We start from the raw sequence: 18461 nt of genomic DNA, 5'->3' as shown, positions 1-18461 counted from the left end.
TGGGACGAGGACCGAATCCCAACCTGCGCGTCCAGCACAACCACCACCCAGCCGGACCAAGATACGGAACCGGCATAGGGCGGGCCATGCCCGCCCTATGGATGGCGTGGCTCCCCTGTGTCTGGATGCGCCTACCCCGCCAATCGTCCAAAGATGCGGAAGCCGGCCAGGTAGGTGCCGACGGCCGAGCCCAGAGTACTGAACAGAAACACCAGCAGGGTGCGGGAGACCCGGTTGCGCCACCAGCCGCGCACCTGGGTGGTATCGTGCTTGAGGCGGGAAAAATCCCCCACTTCCGGTTTGCGCAGATAGATCTCCATGGCGGCCGTCACCATACCGGCGCCAACCGTGGGATTCAGCGAGGTGATCGGCGCCGCCACAAACGCCGTCAGAATCGTCAGCGGATGTCCGGCTGCGAGTAATGCACCCAGGGCCGACAGCACACCATTGATCAGCACCCAGTCCATCACCAGTTGCCAGCCCAACTCCGGGCTGCGCATAAAGCCGATCACAAAGCCAGTCATCACCAGCGCCACGATCAGCCAGGGAATCAGCTTGGGCCAGCGGCTGGGGGAGGGCAGGTGATCCAGTTTCTTGATCTCCCGGGCCGGTCGTTCCATACCCGCGTCCAGATAGGCCTGGATACCCTTCAGATGGCCGGCGCCGACCACCGCCAGCACCCGTTCTGGCGACTGCGCCTGCAACTCCTGCAGCAACCGCGCAGCCATGTAGCGGTCCCGCTCGTCAATCAGTGGCAGAAACAGATCCTTGCGGTCCTCGGCAAACTCGGCAAAGGTGTGCTCCAGCACATCCCCCTCTTTCAGCCCCTCGATATCCGCCTCGCTCACCTCATCGCGGGAGATCAGGCTGCCCAGTAGCCCGGCGAACAGCCCGAAGCGCTTCCACCAGGGTACGTTGTGCAGCACCCGCTTCAGGGTGACGCCGATTTCACGATCAATCAGCAGCACCGGCTTGTGATGCGCCTGGGCGTGGCGGATCGCTGCCAGCTGTTCCGCGCCCGGCTCTATATCAAACTGTTCGGCCAGCCGCTGCTGATAGGCGCCCAGCGCCAGGTTGGCCGCCACCATGCTCACCTTGCCCTCCCGGATCACCTTGAACAGGTCCATGCGCGAGAGGGCATCGGGATCGAGAATGGCGTGATAACGGCTGGGACAGAGCTCCACCGCCACCGCATCATAGCCCCCCCCGTCCAGTAACTCGCGGACCTTCTCGGCGCTGGCGCGCGAGACATGGGCGGTCCCCAGCAAAGTGACCTGACTATTACCAATCCGGACCTCGACCAGAGGCTCCTGTTCCGCGTGTTCTGACATTAATTTTGGCTCCCTGACAAGCCGCGCATCATACCCCCTTCAGCAGCGCTTTGTCTTTCCCGCAACGCCCATTCATGCTCCTGGTCTCATCCCGGTCCGGCCAATCGGTGTATAAATGGCCGCGTACAATTTTCCACTGATCCGGGTTACACTGCCGACACGAGATTAAGGAGTGAAACATGACCGGAACCGCCCTGAAAACCACCCTCATCCTGCTGACACTGAGCCTGCTCACCGGATGCAAGACCCTGAATCTGATGCAGGATAAAAAAGAGGAGACACTGCAGGACCGGCTGAAGGCCTACCAATCGACCGTACGCTGGGGTTACCCGGGACAGGCCTACAACTTCCTGCGCCAGGATATCGCCGCGAAAACCCCGGTTCCCACTAACCTGAACAATGTCAGCATTACCGATTACAAGGTGATCCGGCTACCCGATCTGGTTTCGGAGAACCAGGCGGCCCAGACCGCCGTCATCGGCTTTATTTTCGATGACCGTCAGGTGGAAAAAACCATCCAAGACCAGCAGCTCTGGGAGTATGACCCCGAGGCCGAAACCTGGTTTCGCATTAACCCGATACCCGAGTTCCGCTAGTGTCCGAAACGAGCCGACCGGCCAACGGTGGCCGCATACTGCTGACCACGGCGGCCTTTGTCATTGTGGTAGCCGGCATGCGCGAGGCCCAGGGTGTGCTGGTGCCGTTTCTGCTCTCAGGATTTATCGCCATTATTGCCGCCCCGGCGCTGTTTTTTCTGCGCGCCTACCGGGTTCCCTCGGTGATCGCAATCATCCTGGTGATCCTGGCGATCGCTTCCATCGGACTGCTGCTGGGGGTACTGGTGGGCAATGCAGTGGATGACTTCTCCTCCCAGCTGCCCAGCTATCAGGCCAAGCTGAAAACCCTCACCGGCGAAGGTCTGCAGTGGCTGTCGGGGATGGGTGTGCCGGTACCGGAGCAGATCTTCTCCAAGCTGCTCGATCCGGCCAAGGCGATGTCGATGGCGGCGCAGGGACTCAGCAGCCTGGGCGGACTGCTGACCAACACCTTCCTGATCCTGCTGACGGTGGTGTTTATCCTGCTGGAGGCCTCCAGTTTCCCGGCCAAGCTGCGGCGCATCCTGGCCAACCCGGAGCAGTCGTTCCCCCACTTCGACCAGTTTATCGACAACATCAAGCGCTACATGGTGATCAAGACCGGCACCAGCCTGCTCACCGGCGCAATTATCTATCTCTGGCTGCTGGTGGTCGGGGTGGATTACCCGGTGCTGTGGGGCGTGATCGCCTTCTTCCTCAATTTCGTGCCCAACATCGGCTCCATCATCGCCGCCATTCCTGCCCTGCTGCTGGCGCTGGTGCAACTGGGAGCGGGCGGCACCGCCTGGGCGGCGCTGGGGTACCTGCTGGCCAACAATCTGGTCGGCAACGTGATCGAACCCCGCTTCATGGGCAAGGGCCTGGGACTCTCCAGTCTGGTAGTATTTCTTTCCCTGGTATTCTGGGGCTGGGTGCTGGGTACTGTCGGCATGTTCCTTTCGGTGCCTCTGACCATGACCATCAAGATCGCCCTGGACAGCAACGACGATACCCGCTGGCTGGCCATTCTGCTCGGCCCCGAGGTCGAGGATGAACCCGAGCGCACCAAGCCGGGCGGCTTGCTTGGCTGGCGGCTGCCCCATAAACGAGAGACCGACGAGTAGTATCCCTATGCCATTGAGATTCAGCACTTTCCCCGGAAAACGGGAGCGCCACCTGCTGCGCAAACAGCACAACCCACTGTTCCCGGAAAACCAACGCACCATCAGCCCGGCGCAGCTTGAAGAGGCCCAGCGCCTGGACCATGAGGAGCTGGTGGAGTTCATCAGTGCATTCCGTGCCCTGGTCCATGAGGCGATGCGCCTGCCAGATAACGCCGACAGCGAGCTGATCCTCTCGATCAAGGAACGGCTGGACCAGACCTATGAACAAGCGGCCCGCATGGTGGATGATCAGCATGAAATCCAGGCGGGGGTCGAGAAACTGGTGGCGGTGGTGATGCAGGCGGTTAAGAAAGGGGCAGGCAACGATGCTGTAGCACTGCAGGAACTGGCCGACGAGGAGGCCGCGCGCACCGCCCATTACGCCCTGCTGACCTATCCGCTGGTGGCCGACCTGCTGGATCCGGACTCGGTGATCGAAGCACATGAACTGCTGCCCAGCCTGCTCTCCGCCTCACCGGAAGCACTGCAGGCGGCCTGCTCCCTGTTCGACCAGGCACAGCTTGAAGCGTTGGCGGAGTCGGGAAAACAACTGCTGGAACAGACCGCCGACATTCCGGAAGAAGCCAAGGCACGACTCCAGGAGCTGGCGCGGCACCGGGACAATTGACCGGGGTTTCAAAAGGCTCTGTCCCAGTTAACTGTTGCCTGAGAAGTGGCCTTTTTGCAGGAGCAGGTTTATCCGCGAAATTCGCGGCTGAAGCCACTCCTACCGCTACGCTTGGCCACCGGAGAGGGGTTTAACCTGCAGGAGTCCCGCCCCGGGCCGAATTCGCGGCGAGGCGCCGCTCCTACCGTTACGCTTGGNCNCNGNNNNGGGNTTAACCTGCAGGAGTCCCGCCCCGGGCCGAATTCGCGGCGAGGCGCCGCTCCTACCGTTACGCTTGGCCGCGGGAGAGGGGTTTAACCTGGAGGAGTCCCGCCCCGGGCCGAATTCGCGGCGAGGCGCCGCTCCTACCGGGCGAATCGCCAAGCCAAACCAAAACAAGACCAACAACTAATTGGGACATAGCCTTTCAACACCGTAGGGGCAACGACCCGTCTCTCAGAGCAGCACCCGTTCGATGCCACCCTTCATCACCCGCTCGACAAAGCCCTGTTGCCAGTTTTCACCCAGCCGATCGCGCACCAGCTCCTCGACGATATAGGAGACCTCCAGTCCGGTCTCATCCTTGTAGCGGTTCAGCCCCTGGGTACAGGCGGGACAGGAGGTGAGCATCTTCACGTTGCCGTTGACCGCGCGTTCGTTGCCACTCAGGGCCTTGATCCCCTGCTCCAGCTCCTCCACCTTGCGGTAGCGCAGCTGGCTGGCGATATCCGGCCGCGCCGTACCCAGGGTACCGGCCTCGCCACAACAGCGGTCGGACAACAACACCTTTTTGTCCATCAGCCTGGAGGCCACCTCGGTGGGGTTGTACTGCTTCATCGGGCTGTGGCAGGGATCGTGGTAGAGGTATTCGGTTCCGCTTGCATGCTCCAGCACCACCCCCTTCTCCATCAGGTACTCGTGGATATCCAGCAGCCGGCAACCGGGGAAGATCTTGTCAAACTCATACTTCATGAGCTGGTCGATACAGGTGCCGCAGGAGACGACCACCGTCTTGATATCCATGTAGTTGAGGGTATTGGCCACCCGGTGGAACAGCACCCGGTTGCCGGTGGTGATCTCCAACCCCTTGGCATGCTGACCCGCCGCGGTCTGGGGATAACCGCAGCAGAGATAGCCCGGTGGCAGCACCACCTCGTTGCCCAGCTCATAGAGCATGGCGATGGTGGCCAGTCCCACGTCACTAAACAGCCGCTCGGAGCCGCAGCCGGGGAAATAGAAAATAGCGTCCGACTCGTCGTTGACCTTTGCCGGGTCGCGGAAGATCGGGATCATGTCGCTATCTTCGATCCCCAGCAGGGCGCGGGTAGTCTTCTTCGGCAGCTCCACGCGGATCGGCCGACGCACCAGCTCCACCACCAGTGCCTTCGGCTCCGGCCGGCCGGTGGTGGCGTGGGGAATCTGCTTGCCGCGCCCCAGCATACCGGCACGCCTGAATAGCGCATGGCCGAGTGCCAACCCCTTGAAGCCCCACTCCAGCATGCCCTTGCGCAGGCTGCGGATGGTACGGGGATCGGTGGTATTGAGAAACGACATGGCCGCCCAGGTGCCGATATTGCGGCGTTTCTTGCCCTGCTCGGTGAGTATCTTGCGCATGCGCACGGTGACATCACCGAAGTCGATATCGACCGGGCAGGGGTTGAGGCATTTGTGGCAGATCGTGCAGTGGTCCGCCACGTCGTTCATCTCTTCGAAGTGGCGCAGGGAGATGCCGCGCCGGGTCTGCTCCTCGTAGAGGAACGCCTCGATGATCAGGCCGGTGCCAAGGATCTTGTTGCGCGGCGAATAGAGCAGATTGGCGCGCGGCACATGGGTCATGCAGACCGGCTTGCACTTGCCGCAGCGCAGGCAATGCTTGATGTCGTCGTTGAGCTCACCCAGCTCGCTCGCCTCCAGAATGATCGCCTCCTGCTGCACCAGGCGCAGGGACGGGGTGTAGGCGCCGTCCAGGCTGGAGCCGGGCATCAGCTTGCCGCGGTTGAAGTGGCGCTCGGGATCGACCCGCTCCTTGTAGGCGACGAAGTCGCGCAGCTTGTCGGCCTCCATGAACTGGATCTTGGTCAGGCCGATACCGTGCTCACCGGAGATCACTCCGTCGAGGGATTTGGCCAGCGCCATGATGCGCTCCACCATGCGTTCGGATTCGTGCAGCATCTCGTAGTTATGCGAGTGCACCGGGATGTTGGTGTGCACGTTGCCGTCGCCAGCGTGCATGTGCAGGGCGACAAACAGACGCGCATCGCGGATCTCGCCATGGATGCTGTTGAGGCGTTCCTGCACCGCCAGCATATCCTGACCATCGAAGATCTCGTTCAGCCGTGCCGCCACCTCCTTGCGGTAGTTGTGCACCAGATCGCGCCGCAGCATCATGTCCAGCAGGCTGTCGCCCGCTTGCCGTTTGGCCAGCTCCTTCTCCCGCAGCAATGCGGTGAAATCTTCCGCCGGCGACTCCAGGTTGGCCAGGATCTGCTGCCAGCGCTGTTCGGCCGTGGCCACTACCTCGCAGGCGGCATCCCGCTTGGCCCGCAGGATGGCACGGCTCTCTTCCGACTCCTCGTACTCCTCCGGCAGCCGCAATTCCGGCATGGGCCCGCCCAGGTAGTTGAGCACCGCGCGCATGATCTGCAGTTTGTTGCTGATCGACTGCTCGATATTGATCTGCTCAATGCCGCGGCTGTACTCCGCCAGCCGTTCCAGGGGGATCACCACATCCTCGTTCACCTTGAAGGCGTTGGTGTGGGCGGAGATGGCGGCGGTGCGGCTGCGATCGAGCCAGAAGCGGCGCCGCGCCTCGGGGCTGACGGCGATAAACCCCTCGCCCTCGCGGGCATTCACCAGCCGCACCACTTCAGACGCAGCTTTCGCCACCGCGTCCTCGTCATCCGACACCAAGTCGGTGATCAGCACCATCTTGGGTCGCTCACGGCGCGGCGCCTTGGTGCTGTACTTGACCGCCTTGATATAGCGCTCGTCCAGGTGTTCCAAACCCACCATCTCAACCCCGTCGGTGGCGCCGATGGTATCGCGGATCTCGATAATGGCCGGCACCGCCCTGGAGAGGTCGGAACCGAAAAACTCCATACAGACGGTGCGCACATGATCCGGCATGCGATGCAGGATAAAGCGGGCCGAGGTAATCAGACCGTCACAGCCCTCTTTCTGCACCCCGGGCAGGCCGGAGAGGAACTTGTCGGTCACGTCCTTGCCCAGTCCCGCCTTGCGGAAACTGGCCCCGGGCATCTCCAGGAGCTCCGGCTCGCCGACCCGGGTTTTACCATCCGCCTGGTAGCGGGTGATACGGAAACTGACCCGCTCCTGTTCATGTATCTTGCCCAGGTTGTGGTTCAGCCGCTCCACCTCCAGCCAGTGGGAGTCCGGCATTACCATGCGCCAGGAGGCGAGGTTATCCAGGGTGGTACCCCAGAGCACCGCCTTCTTGCCGCCGGCATTCATGGCGATATTGCCGCCGATGGTGGAGGCATTTTGCGACGTGGGATCGACAGCGAAGGCGAGGCCATGTTCGGACGCCAGGTCAGAGACCCGCTTGGTCACCACGCCTGCACCGGTTTCGACCGTCGGCACCTGACCCTCGACACCCGGCAGCTCGCGATATTCCACCTCGCCCAGCCTTTCCAGTTTTTCGGTATTGATCACGGCACAGTAGGGATCGAGGGGAACGGCCGAGCCGGTATAACCGGTACCGCCGCCACGCGGGATGATGGTCAGGCCGCTTTCGATACAGGCGCGCACGATAGGCGCCACCTCCTCTTCCCGGTCCGGGCAGATCACCACGAACGGTACCTCAACGCGCCAATCGGTGGCATCGGTGGCGTGGGATACCCTGGCCAGACCACCGAAATCGATATTGTCTCGACGGGTAATTTTGGACAACGCCCGGCTCACCTGTCGGCGCAGATCCTGGTTGCGTTGAAAACAGGCCGAGAACTTTTCTACGGCGACCCGGGCAGCGGCCAGCAGCCGGATGGCATCCTCGTTGCCGTTGGTACGCGCCTCGAACTGATCCAGCCGATGCTTGAGGGCGTCGATCAGGGCGCCGCGCCGCACCGTATCCATCAGCAGGTCGTCCTGCAGATAGGGGTTGCGCACCACCACCCACATATCCCCCAGCACCTCGTAGAGCATACGGGCGGAGCGGCCGGTGCGGCGACTGCCGCGCAGCGTTTCGATCACCTGCCACATCTCCTCGCCCAGGAAACGGATCACGATCTCCCGGTCGGAAAACGAGGTGTAGTTGTAGGGTATCTCGCGGATACGCTGGGGTTCGATTGCGGGGTCGGCCATAGGATCTATCAACTCTGAAGGAAGAGTTACTCGCGGTGTCAGCAGTTAGGGTATGCACAGCGCCATCTGTACAGGTGAGGCGTCCATTTTAGCCCAATCCGGACTGAAACAGTAGGTCTTCTGTTCAAGCCACCCGGAAGGAAACCTTTGAAATTGCAGGGTAAGTTTGGGCTGTTCACGGAACCAGAGTTCTCAAATCCGGGAATATATTCACTCCCAGGACACGCAGACAGGAAGGGCTCCCTTAAAACGGTTGCCCTGGACGGTGAAGGCCGCAAGACTTTTTATGCCTGGGGCCCTGACGGGGAAAACACCCAGGCCACGGGCGACTAATCAAACATGCCTTCTGTTGTTAGAATCGACCATACAACAGAGGAACTTTTCCATGACACAAGCTAAAGCCGTCTTTCTCGATACCGCCACCCTGGATATGGGCGACCTGGATCTCAGCACCATCACCACTACGCCATTCGACTGGCGACTCCATCCCACCACCGCCGCGGAACAGACCCTGGAGCGGGTCCGCGATGCCACCCTGGTGGTCAGCAACAAGGTGGTACTGGACCGCCCGCTACTGGAGCAGTTGCCGGAGCTGAAGCTGATCTGCGTATCCGCCACCGGTACCAACAATGTAGATCTGCAGGCTGCGGCCGAGCGTGGTATCGCCGTCACCAATGTCACCGGATATGGCACCGCCACCGTGGCCCAGCACACCTTCTGCCTGATTCTCGCCCTGACTACCCGTCTGCTGGAATACCAGGCGGCGGTGCGGCGCGGTGACTGGCAGCGCAGCGACATGTTCTGCCTGATGGATTATCCGATCCGCGAGATTGCCGGCAAGACCCTGGGGATTGTCGGATACGGCACCCTGGGCAAGGGCGTGGCGCGGATTGCCGAGGCGTTCGACATGCAGGTTCTGCTGGCCCAGCGCCCGGGAGGCAAACCGCAAGCCGGACGTCTGCCGCTGAACGAGCTGTTACCCCAGGTGGATATCCTGACCCTGCACTGCCCACTGACCCCGGAGACGCAAAACCTGATTGGCGCCACCGAGCTGGCATTGATGCGTCCGGACGCGCTGCTGATCAATACCGCCCGGGGCGGCATAGTCGATGAGCGCGCCCTGGCAAACGCCTTGAGAAAGGGCGCGCTGGGGGGTGCCGGGGTGGATGTGCTGACCAGGGAGCCGCCGACGAATGACCAACCGCTGCTGCAGGCCGACATCCCCAATCTGATCGTCACCCCACACAACGCCTGGGCAAGCCGGGAGGCACGGCAACGCCTGCTGGATGGCGTGGCGGAAAACATCAGGGATTATCTGGCGGGCGGCTCCGCCAATCGGGTCGAGAGCCGTTAGGGAACAGGCAAGTTGACGGCAGGTCCGGTAGACGCCGACCTGCCACTATCGGTCAGGGGAAATCGGCCCCCGCCTCATCCACCGACAGCATCCGTTCGATAGTGCAGGCGATGGAGAATCCGCCATCGCCCGTCGGCGTGCAACGAATCACCTTCGCCACGGCATGCAAGGGGGGCGTGATCGCCTTGCCGGGCTGAATCTCCACATTCAGGGTCGCCCCGGAATCCACTTCATGCGCGGTGCGCAACTGCACACCGCCGGCGCTGAGATCCTTGACCGTGGCATTCTGAACGCTCCCTGCGCCATCCACCCGGTATCGCGCCGCACAGTCCACTGCCATACGATAAAAGTCCCGTTTTTCTGAATACTCCTGCATCGGTCACCCCTATGGATTATTGTTCAAGTCCCCGGCCTTGCAAAAACGGCTGCCAACCGCGCCGCAGTCCTGGTAGCCCAACATCAGTAAAAAAACAGATTATCCCTATGGGTCGACCAGTTTTCCCGATACTGAAGGGCATGGGTGGTTTTTTTCACCCCGACCCGACCGGGCTTATGGAAACCGCGTCCGGCAAGAGCGGCATCAGCCGCTCCCAGGATGCCGCAAGCCTGACCGACAGCAGCCGTTTACGGGCAGTCATCGCGCATCAGCGCCTCTGCCTGCGCCGCCGTCAGATAGCGCCAGGGCAGGGGAACCAGGGCGGGAACCCGTTCCCGATAAAGGCGGTAGCGGGTCCCGTGATAGACCAGCAGCTTGCGCTCTTCGAGGCGCGAACCGAGCATGAAATAGCCGGTGATCATCAGACTGGAGATCAGAAACACACCGTCCATATTGCGGGTCCAGATAATGACCAACCCAAGAGAGTACCAGGGATGGCGCACGAACCGGTGCAGCGGCGAGATGTAGAAACGCTCCTGGTCCTCGACCCGCCTCTCCCGTTCGCGCCACTGCCGCAAGCCGATGAATTCACTACCGTCGTAATAGCGCAATGACCAGACGAAGCCGCCCATTGCCGCCAGAGCCAGCCCATTGCTGATCCACCAGCCCACACCTGTCCACTGCCAGAGCCAGTCGCCATGCCAAAGGTAGATGAGCAGCAGCGGCGGGATCAGCAAAACGGCCGAGAGCAGGTTGAAGGCCAGCCTGTAGAGCGGCATCTGCCCGGGCCAGCGCCGCGCCACCCAGCGCTTCAGGCCCAACGAAGCGGTAAAGGAGTGCAACAGACCATACAGCACCCAGACGGCGCAGGTGAGCACAATCTGCTCAACAGTGAGGCCCAGCCCGGTCAATGGGTGAACTTGCCTATCTTCAGCAGTTGCGCCTCCATGATCTCAAGTTCCCGGGAACCGGATACCAGCACTTTGGGGTTCGGAACAAAATCAAGTTTCGGATTGAGCCGTTCATAGGGCACTGAATTCAGGATCATCTTGATCGCATTGAGCCTGGCCTGGTGCTTGTCATTGGAACGGATGACGGTCCAGGGGGCGTGGGTGGTATTGGTCTTGCGCAACATCTCGTACTTCACATTGGTGAAATCGTCCCAGCGCTCCTGCGCCTGCACATCCACCTCACTCAGTTTCCACTGCCGCAGCGGATCATTTTTCCGCCGGTCAAAACGGCGCGCCTGCTCATCCTTGGTGACACTGAAATAGAGCTTGATCAGGACCGTGCCCTGACGTACCAGGTCCTTTTCGAAGCCGCTCACGCCACGCATAAAGTTTCGATACTCTTCATCGCTGCAGAAACCGAACACCGGCTCCACCATCGCCCGGTTATACCAACTACGGTCGAACAGCACCACCTCTCCACCGCGGGGAAACTGCTGTACATACTTCTGGAAAAACCACTGGGTCTTCTCTTGTTCGGTCGGCTTACCCAACGCCACCACCCGGTAATGTTTTTCGTTCATATAACGTGTCACACGACGAATCGTACCGCCCTTGCCAGCGGCATCCCGGCCTTCGAACAGGATAATCATCCGGGTGCCGGTGGACTCCAGGTACTGCTGCATCTTGATCAGCTCGGCCTGGTAGGGCTTGAGCTCCTCCTCCCGTTCAAACCGCTTGACGGCTTTGTCACCTCTGGTCTGCAACGCCTCCAGTTCCGAGCGCAGCGTGCGATTTTCCGCCTCCAGCTTTTTCAGTGCACCATCTGTCAGCGGCGCCGACTCCTTTTTCATCTCCAGTACATTCGGTTCAGTCACGCTGTCCGCAACTTTTTTATCCTGACCTTTCTCTTCCGTCATCGCCACTTGCTCCATCGCAAACCTAACCCTTCCGAGCGTAAAAGCCCGACCTCTGCTTTGATAGTACGCTCCGATGTCGCGCGCTGCATGCAGTGCCGGCAGTAAAGCGTGCTTCCCTTGAGCCATATCAACCGCCACCGCCTCATCGGCACCGCGCAAGGAAGTTCCGGCCTCAGAGCTTGTAGGCGGACTCCAACTGCTCCCGGGTCAACACCCCATAGATCCGCCGAATACCGGGGGCGGTCATGCGCTCCACGTAGAGTGCCTCAGCCCCGCGATTGAGCCTTTCCAACGCCTCTTGCAGGGTGGCCTGGAGATAGATCGGCGCCACATCGACGCGCTGCCCGGGGATCTCCAACAGGTCTATCTGGCTCACCGTGATACCTTCCTCGGTTTTCAGAAAGCGCACCAGATCCACCGCCGGCATCAGCCCGACCGGTCGCTCATCCCCCTGTATCAGCAACCATTCCGGCTGGTCCCGCAACAGCGCCTCAGCCTTGTCACGACTGATCCGGCGATCCGGTCGCACAAAGCGCTTGTGCATGACGCTGGCAACACCGGCCCGTCGCAGCGCCAGCATCACCGGGTTGGTATCGTAGTCCTTGCCGATCGCCCGCATCAGAGTGAGGAACAGCGACTCCTTGCGGAACAGTTCGCTCACCGTGAGCCCCGCCACGACGATCACCAGCATGCCGGGCATGATGGTCTGGGGAGAATGGGTCAGTTCCATCATGGCGGTCAGCGCCGCCAGCGGCGCCTGCAGCGTGGCCCCCATCATCGCCCCCATACCGAGCAGCGCATAGAAGCCGACATCCAGCGTTTCGTGATGAAAGACATGGGTGGCAATCTGACCGGTGAGACTGCCCAGGCAGCCACCCAGGAACAGCAGCGGGCCGATATTTCCACCGGGAACACCCAGACCAAGACAAGCCACGGTGGCCAGCACCTTGGCCACCAGTATTATCATGAGAAGCGTTATTCCCAATTCACCCAGCAGGGCGCTGTTAACGGTGTCATAACCAATCCCCATGGCCTGGGGCACCAGAAAACCGACCACCCCCATCAGCACACCGGCGGCCAGGACGCGCCGCCAGAATGCCACCCGGGTTACCCGGGCCGTGGTCATCTGCATCAGTTGAATAAACAGCGCCGAGAGTCCGCCGACCAGGAGCCCGAGCAACAGCACTACCGGTATCTCCGCCAGCGACGGCAGGGTCATGGGCGGAATCTCGAAAGCCGGTGCATTGCCAAACGCGGCAATGGAGATACCGGTAGCCGTTACCGCCGCCAGAATGACCGGGATGAAGCTGACCAGGGAATATTCCATCATCACCACTTCCAGGGCAAAGATGACACCCGCCAGGGGCGTATTGAAAGAGGCGGCGATGCCGGCCGCGGTGCCACAACCCACCAGGGTACGGATACTGTTATTGGGCAGGAACAGCCGCTGCCCCAGCAGGCTGCCGGCCGCCGCGCCCAATAGTATATGCGGCCCCTCCCGGCCGACCGAGTGGCCGCTGATAATCGCAGCGGCCGCGCCGACAAACTGGAGCACAAAACTCCTGAAGGTAAGGTAGCCCTGGTGATAGGCCATTCGCTCCATCACATAGGTCACCCCGAGTACCGTCTCCCCTTTTGCGTACAGGTGAAAGAACAGGGCAATGATCAACGCCCCCGCGATCGGCAGCAGAAAACGCAGCCAGGGGGAGAGGGCCTCGTAGTTCTCGGGTAGTCCATCGGCCAGAAACCCCGCCTGAGTCTGCTCCACCACCATCCGGAACAGCACAATCACGGTACCGGCGAGCAAGCCGGTCAGCAGGCCCAGCAGGGAGAGCTGCAACAGGGCGTCATGACGGGCGAGATGGAGCCGCAACTGCTCCAGCTGATCCCCGGACCAGAGGTGAATCCTTTGCTTCAGATTGTTTTTTCTCATTGTGTTATAGATTATCCGCCATCAACATAGGCGCCGAATTCAAAACAGCCATCCGGCAATGGTGATACGAAAAGCCCGCCGGACAACCCCTGAACAGGAACAGCGGTATGCAGATCAACGAGCCGGAAAAATATCAGACTGCCACAGAGTTGGAGATTATTCAGCAACATCTCCCGATCCAGGACAAGCTACTGCTTGAGCTGGGCTGCGGACGCGCCTGGATGACCCGTCAACTGGCGGAACGCTTTCAGCCCCGCCAGATCATCGCCACGGAAGTCGATACTATACAACATGGGAAAAACCTGCTGATCGATGACCTCCCCAACGTCACTTTTACTGCAGGCGGCGCGGAAGCCATTGACCTGGAAGATAACAGTGTCGATGTAGTGATAATGCTGAAATCACTGCACCATGTACCGCTGCCGCTGATGGGCCTGGCCCTGTCCGAGATCGCGCGGGTGCTCAGGCCCGGTGGGCTGGCCTATATCTCGGAGCCGGTCTACGCCGGCGACTTCAACGAGATACTGCGCCTGTTCAATGATGAAAAGCAGGTGCGTGAAGCCGCTTTCGCGGCCGTGCAAAACAGCGTGGCAAAAAATGAGTTGCTACTGGTGCAACAGATCTTTTTCAACGCCCCCGGCAGCTACCGTGATTTTGCCGAGTTTGATGAACGAATGATCCAGGTCACCCATACCAACCATCAGATTGACGAGGCCCTCTACCGAAGAATCCGCAACGCCTTCAACCGCCACATGGACGAGGACGGTGCTCACTTCCTCAAGCCCTCTCGGGTCGACCTGCTGCAAAAACCGGGATCATAAGGCGCCCCATGGAGGGGTCGACGGCCGCTCCAGCCAAGGGTAACGCACCCGATTGTAGGAGCTGCTTTAGCTGCGACCTGTGGGCCGCTGGAGAAGCATTTGCGGCTCAGGCCGCTCCTTCGACTCGATGCACAGACAACCCCTTTTTTTCAAAGTTTTTTCCTTAATCAGTTGTTCCTGATATACATCGATGATAAATTAAACGTTAATCATTCTTATTGAGATATCGCTGTCATGGATGCCGCCGTAGCCGCTGACAATATTGTTACCCTGGACCATGTTCCTACCGGGGCACAGGCTCGCATCAGCCGAATACAGGGGGATAAGGGCTTGGCCAGACGTCTGCTGGGTCTGGGGCTAAGGGTCGGCTCGGAGATTACCGTCCTGCAACAACGCCGCCGCGGCGTGGTGGTGGCCAGTGCCGGTACCCGGGTCGCCCTCGGCAGCAGTGTTGCGGATAAACTGCTGATGCAGCCACTCGACCAATAAACGCCAATCCAAGGCCGGAGCATCCGGTCACCGGAGGAGACCGTGCTCACCATCGCCCTGGGCGGCAATCCCAACTGCGGCAAATCCGCGCTGTTCAACGCCTTCACCGGCATCCGGCAGAAGACCGGCAACTGGCCCGGTGTCACGGTGGATCGCAAGGAGGGACGTTTCCAGCTCGCCGGCAGTGACGTGGCCATTATTGATCTACCCGGCATCTACTCGCTGGATGCCTCCTCCCTGGACGAACAGGTCACCCGCGACTACCTGCTATCCCGTGACGCGGAACTGATCATCAATGTGCTGGACGCCTCCAACCTGGAGCGCAATCTCTATTTCAGTGTGCAGTTACGGGAGATGGGGATACCCATCGTTGTGGCGCTCAACATGATGGATGTGGCGCGCAAGCGCGGAATAGAGGTGGACATCGAACGGCTCAGCCAGGAACTGGGGTGTCCGGTGGTACCGGTGGTGGCGGTCACGGGCGAGGGCATGGACGCACTCAAACAGGCCATAGACAGTCTGATCGGACAGGACGGGCAGGCGTTTCAGGTGACCCATGAGGACTGCGTGGAACAGGCCATCACCGAGATCACCGGCCAGCTCGACGAAGTGCCAGTCGCTGCCAACCGGCGCTGGCTGGCGCTGAAACTACTGGAGAATGACGCCCACGCCTTCACCCTGGCGGGGGAGGAGATACGCCCGCTGGTGGAGCAGTGGCAGGAACGTATTCGCGACCGCGCCGGTGAGGATGCGGATATTCACATTGCCGACGCCCGCTATGGTCACGCCCATGTCCTGGCGCAGCGGGTACTGCGTGAACAGGGACGGGTCGGGCGCAACCTGTCCGACCGGATTGACAAGATCGTCCTCAACCGGGTCGCCGGCATCCCGATATTCATGCTGCTGATGTACCTGATGTTCATGTTTACCATCAACATCGGCGGCGCCTTCATCGACTTCTTCGACATGGCCGTGGGAGCGGTTATGGTGGAGGGGCTGAATCACTGGCTGGCCGGCCTCGGCTTGCCCCAGTGGGCCCGGGTGTTTATTGCCGACGGCTTTGGCGGCGGCATCCAGGTGGTCTCGACGTTCATCCCCATCATCGCCTGTCTCTACCTGTTTCTGTCGGTGCTTGAAGACACCGGCTACATGGCCAGGGCGGCCTTTGTGATGGACCGCGCCATGCGCACCATTGGCCTGCCGGGCAAGGCGTTCGTGCCACTGATTGTCGGCTTCGGCTGCAATGTGCCGGCCGTGATGGCAACCCGCACCCTGGAGAACCAGCGGGAACGCAAGCTCACCATTCTGATGAATCCCTTCATGTCCTGTGGTGCGCGGCTGCCGGTGTACGCCCTGTTCGCCGCCGCCTTCTTTCCCAGCAATGGCCAGAATCTGGTGTTTCTGCTCTACCTGATCGGCATATTGATCGCGGTACTGACCGGCATGATCATGCGCCGCACCCTGCTCTCCGGCGAGAGCAGCGGTTTCATGATGGAGCTGCCGCCCTACCATCTGCCTACGCTGAAAGGAGTCATGCTGCGTACCTGGGATCGGGTCAAGCTGTTTATCCGCGACGCCGGCAAGGTGATCGTGGTGATGGTTCTTGCCCTGAACGTGCTCAACTCTATCGGCAGCGATGGCGGCTTCGGCAACCAGGACAGCAACCAGTCGGTACTCAGCGAGATGGGCAAGTCCGTGACACCGCTGTTTGCACCTATGGGAATCAAGGAGGAGAACTGGCCGGCCACGGTGGGTATCTTTACCGGTGTGTTGGCGAAAGAGGTGGTGGTAGGCACCCTGGACTCGATCTACACGCGGCTGGCGGAACAGGATGCCGGCACCACCGGGGAAGCACCCCCGTTCAATCTCTGGACCCGCCTGGGCGAGGCGGCGGCCACTGTCCCGGACAATCTCGCCGCCATTCGCGACACATTGCTCGATCCGCTGGGGCTGGATGTAGGCGATATCAGTTCACTTGAAAACGCGGCCGCGGCGCAGGCCGTGAACAGCGGCATCTTCGGCGCCATGGCAGCCCGCTTCGATGGCCAGGCAGGCGCCTTCGCCTATCTGCTGTTCATCCTGCTCTACTTCCCTTGTGTGGCCACGATCGGCGCCATTGTGCGTGAAGCCGGTGGCGCCTGGGCCCTGTTTGTGGCTGCCTGGACCACCGGTGTCGCCTACACCACCTCGACCATTTTCTATCAGGCAGCAACCTTCGGCAGGCACAGTGCCAGTTCAGCGGCCTGGATAATCGGTCTGAGCCTGTTCATCACCGCCGTCATTATTGGACTGCGCATCTGGGGCAGCCGGGATCCGCAGGCACAGCCGGCAACCAATAAAAAGGCCACCGCCTGATGCTTGCCGACATTAAACGTTATCTGCAAAACCGCGGGCCGGTCTGTCTGTCCGATATTGCCCTGCACCTGGGGACGACACCGGATGCGGCGCGCGGCATGCTGGAGACCTGGATACGCAAGGGCAGGGTCCGGCATCAGCAGCTCAACGCCGCCTGCGGTTCCAGCTGCGGCAAATGCCGGCCGGACAGTATGGAGTTTTATGAGTGGAGAGATGAGAAATCCGCTGACTGAGCTCAGCGCGTGGCCACCCCTGTTTTCTGTCCACCTGCTTTAGGAGCGGCGCCCTCGCCGGGAATTCGGCCCGGGTGCGAACCGGCATCGTCGGATCACTCGCGGCTAATCCAACCTCCCAGTCAGGCAGGATGGGCGAAGCGCAGCGTGCCCATCATCTCCCATCGGGTTACGCCGTCGGCTAACCCGTATATGGTCTCCTTCCCCTTTCCAAGGCTTTTTCTCGTTGATGGCAGAGATAGGTTAGCTGCCGTATATCCGGCCTGTTGATGAGGCCTTGTCGCCTCTGGCCTTGATGAGCGGGTCCCTATCGATCTATCGGCATGGGATGCCGTCGGATTAGCCAGGTTTTCAGTACGCCGATTTGACCTGTTGTGTCATCAACTCCCAATTGCCCTCGCAACCCGTGGAAAGGTGCCTGCTACGCGATATCCCTATCCGGGGAGGCATCCCCGCTACGGCGCCCGCCTCATGCAGGCCGTACCTGATAAACTTCGCCCCGCGTGACCACCAGCCAGCCAATGCGTGCCTGCTTGTTGGCCAGGGCTACCACGGCCTTGTTGAAACCGCGCCGCTGCACCAGACGCTGTATCCAGCGGCTCAAGGCATCCGTCTTCTTGTCGGCATGCATGACCACTGAGCGTGCCCCATGAATCAATAATGACCGCAGCATTTTGTCCCCCTTTTTGGTGAGCCCCAGCAACAGCGGCTTACCCCCCCGTACTGTGTTGGCGCGGGACAATCCCCAGGGCGGCCGGCCGATACGTCACGGCCCCGACGAAACTGCCGGCCATCCCCCAGCCAGTTGCGAAATACGCTACTCACCACCGGCCCGAATCCCGGAATACTCATCAGCCGCTGATATACCTCATCCTCCTTCACCTGCTGATTGATCAGCCGGGTCTGCTCATTGATCAGCTGCCGGCGTATCCGGTGGAAACTCTGCCGGTCCTGTTCCTCCTGCGTTTTGGGGGGCACTGACCGAATCCGTCCCTGCAGACACGCCTCCGCGATGGCTTCAGCATCGTTGTAATCGT

General features: G+C 60.9%; 15 protein-coding genes and 1 pseudogene. 8 read left to right on the top strand and 8 right to left on the bottom strand.

The features are described from left to right. Positions 1-131: 131 nt before the first annotated feature. On the bottom strand, positions 132-1331 hold the full coding sequence (locus A3GO_RS0118180) for a TraB/GumN family protein (RefSeq protein ID WP_029134615.1): 1200 nt from the start codon (positions 1329-1331) through the stop codon (positions 132-134). 179 nt (positions 1332-1510) lie between these two features. Between A3GO_RS0118180 and A3GO_RS0118175 the strand changes: the two genes are divergently transcribed. Genes A3GO_RS0118175 through A3GO_RS0118165 form a run of 3 tightly spaced genes read left to right on the top strand, consistent with a single transcriptional unit; the run spans position 1511 to position 3697 of the window. After that, on the top strand, positions 1511-1927 hold the full coding sequence (locus tag A3GO_RS0118175; protein WP_029134614.1) for a hypothetical protein: 417 nt from the start codon (positions 1511-1513) through the stop codon (positions 1925-1927). After that, positions 1927-3030, top strand: a complete 1104-nt coding sequence (locus A3GO_RS24480) for an AI-2E family transporter (RefSeq protein ID WP_051302603.1) — start codon at positions 1927-1929, stop codon at positions 3028-3030. Before A3GO_RS0118175 ends, A3GO_RS24480 begins: the two co-directional genes overlap by 1 nt. A 7-nt stretch (positions 3031-3037) precedes the next feature. After that, complete coding sequence (locus A3GO_RS0118165; RefSeq protein WP_029134613.1) at positions 3038-3697, top strand: hypothetical protein; 660 nt, start codon at positions 3038-3040, stop codon at positions 3695-3697. A gap of 435 nt (positions 3698-4132) precedes the next feature. Here A3GO_RS0118165 and A3GO_RS0118160 read toward each other — a convergent pair whose 3' ends face one another. After that, a complete protein-coding gene (locus tag A3GO_RS0118160) occupies positions 4133-7996 on the bottom strand; it encodes a DUF3683 domain-containing protein (protein WP_029134612.1) in 3864 nt (1287 codons plus the stop codon). Between the two features lie 385 nt (positions 7997-8381). Here A3GO_RS0118160 and A3GO_RS0118150 point away from each other — a divergent pair, with 385 nt between their 5' ends. After that, the gene (locus A3GO_RS0118150) at positions 8382-9350 is read left to right on the top strand and encodes a 2-hydroxyacid dehydrogenase (RefSeq protein ID WP_029134610.1); all 969 of its coding nucleotides are present in this window, start codon (positions 8382-8384) and stop codon (positions 9348-9350) included. Between the two features lie 52 nt (positions 9351-9402). On the opposite strand, the gene A3GO_RS0118145 is transcribed toward A3GO_RS0118150, so the two are convergent. The 4 genes from A3GO_RS0118145 to A3GO_RS0118130 all read right to left on the bottom strand — a co-directional run bounded on the left by A3GO_RS0118145 (position 9403) and on the right by A3GO_RS0118130 (position 13526). Then, on the bottom strand, positions 9403-9726 hold the full coding sequence (locus A3GO_RS0118145) for a PilZ domain-containing protein (protein ID WP_029134609.1): 324 nt from the start codon (positions 9724-9726) through the stop codon (positions 9403-9405). A 248-nt stretch (positions 9727-9974) separates the two neighbouring features. Continuing rightward, the gene (locus A3GO_RS0118140; protein ID WP_245621784.1) at positions 9975-10637 is read right to left on the bottom strand and encodes a methyltransferase family protein; all 663 of its coding nucleotides are present in this window, start codon (positions 10635-10637) and stop codon (positions 9975-9977) included. Continuing rightward, positions 10634-11593 (bottom strand): polyphosphate kinase 2, encoded by a 960-nt coding sequence (gene ppk2 / locus A3GO_RS0118135; RefSeq protein ID WP_245621783.1) that lies wholly within the window; start codon positions 11591-11593, stop codon positions 10634-10636. Before ppk2 ends, A3GO_RS0118140 begins: the two co-directional genes overlap by 4 nt. 172 nt (positions 11594-11765) lie before the next feature. After that, positions 11766-13526, bottom strand: coding sequence for a chloride channel protein (locus tag A3GO_RS0118130; protein ID WP_037375942.1), 1761 nt, complete (start codon positions 13524-13526; stop codon positions 11766-11768). Between the two features lie 107 nt (positions 13527-13633). Here A3GO_RS0118130 and A3GO_RS0118125 point away from each other — a divergent pair, with 107 nt between their 5' ends. The 4 genes from A3GO_RS0118125 (at position 13634) to A3GO_RS0118110 (ending at position 17424) form a co-directional block, all read left to right on the top strand. Further along, a complete protein-coding gene (locus tag A3GO_RS0118125; RefSeq protein ID WP_029134605.1) occupies positions 13634-14347 on the top strand; it encodes a class I SAM-dependent methyltransferase in 714 nt (237 codons plus the stop codon). Positions 14348-14581: 234 nt separating this feature from the next. Then, positions 14582-14836 (top strand): FeoA domain-containing protein, encoded by a 255-nt coding sequence (locus tag A3GO_RS0118120; RefSeq protein ID WP_029134604.1) that lies wholly within the window; start codon positions 14582-14584, stop codon positions 14834-14836. Positions 14837-14878: 42 nt separating this feature from the next. Beyond that, the gene (gene feoB / locus A3GO_RS0118115; protein WP_245621782.1) at positions 14879-17191 is read left to right on the top strand and encodes a Fe(2+) transporter permease subunit FeoB; all 2313 of its coding nucleotides are present in this window, start codon (positions 14879-14881) and stop codon (positions 17189-17191) included. Continuing rightward, on the top strand, positions 17191-17424 hold the full coding sequence (locus A3GO_RS0118110) for a FeoC-like transcriptional regulator (protein ID WP_245621781.1): 234 nt from the start codon (positions 17191-17193) through the stop codon (positions 17422-17424). The genes feoB and A3GO_RS0118110 overlap by 1 nt, the downstream gene beginning before the upstream one ends. A gap of 469 nt (positions 17425-17893) precedes the next feature. Here the strand turns inward: A3GO_RS0118110 and A3GO_RS25490 are convergent, their stop codons facing one another. Together A3GO_RS25490 and A3GO_RS24475 are read right to left on the bottom strand one after the other, a co-directional pair. Further along, positions 17894-18097 carry a hypothetical protein gene (locus A3GO_RS25490; protein WP_029134601.1) on the bottom strand — a complete coding sequence of 68 codons (204 nt, stop codon included), beginning with the start codon at positions 18095-18097 and terminating at the stop codon, positions 17894-17896. Next, a pseudogene (locus A3GO_RS24475) lies at positions 18079-18461 on the bottom strand (hypothetical protein); the annotation flags it as partial. The pseudogene A3GO_RS24475 and the gene A3GO_RS25490, both read right to left, overlap by 19 nt.

Origin of the sequence: Sedimenticola selenatireducens DSM 17993, assembly GCF_000428045.1 — a bacterium.
GTDB classification, from domain to species: domain Bacteria; phylum Pseudomonadota; class Gammaproteobacteria; order Chromatiales; family Chromatiaceae; genus Sedimenticola; species Sedimenticola selenatireducens.
This window is presented reverse-complemented; position numbering and strand designations above follow the sequence as displayed.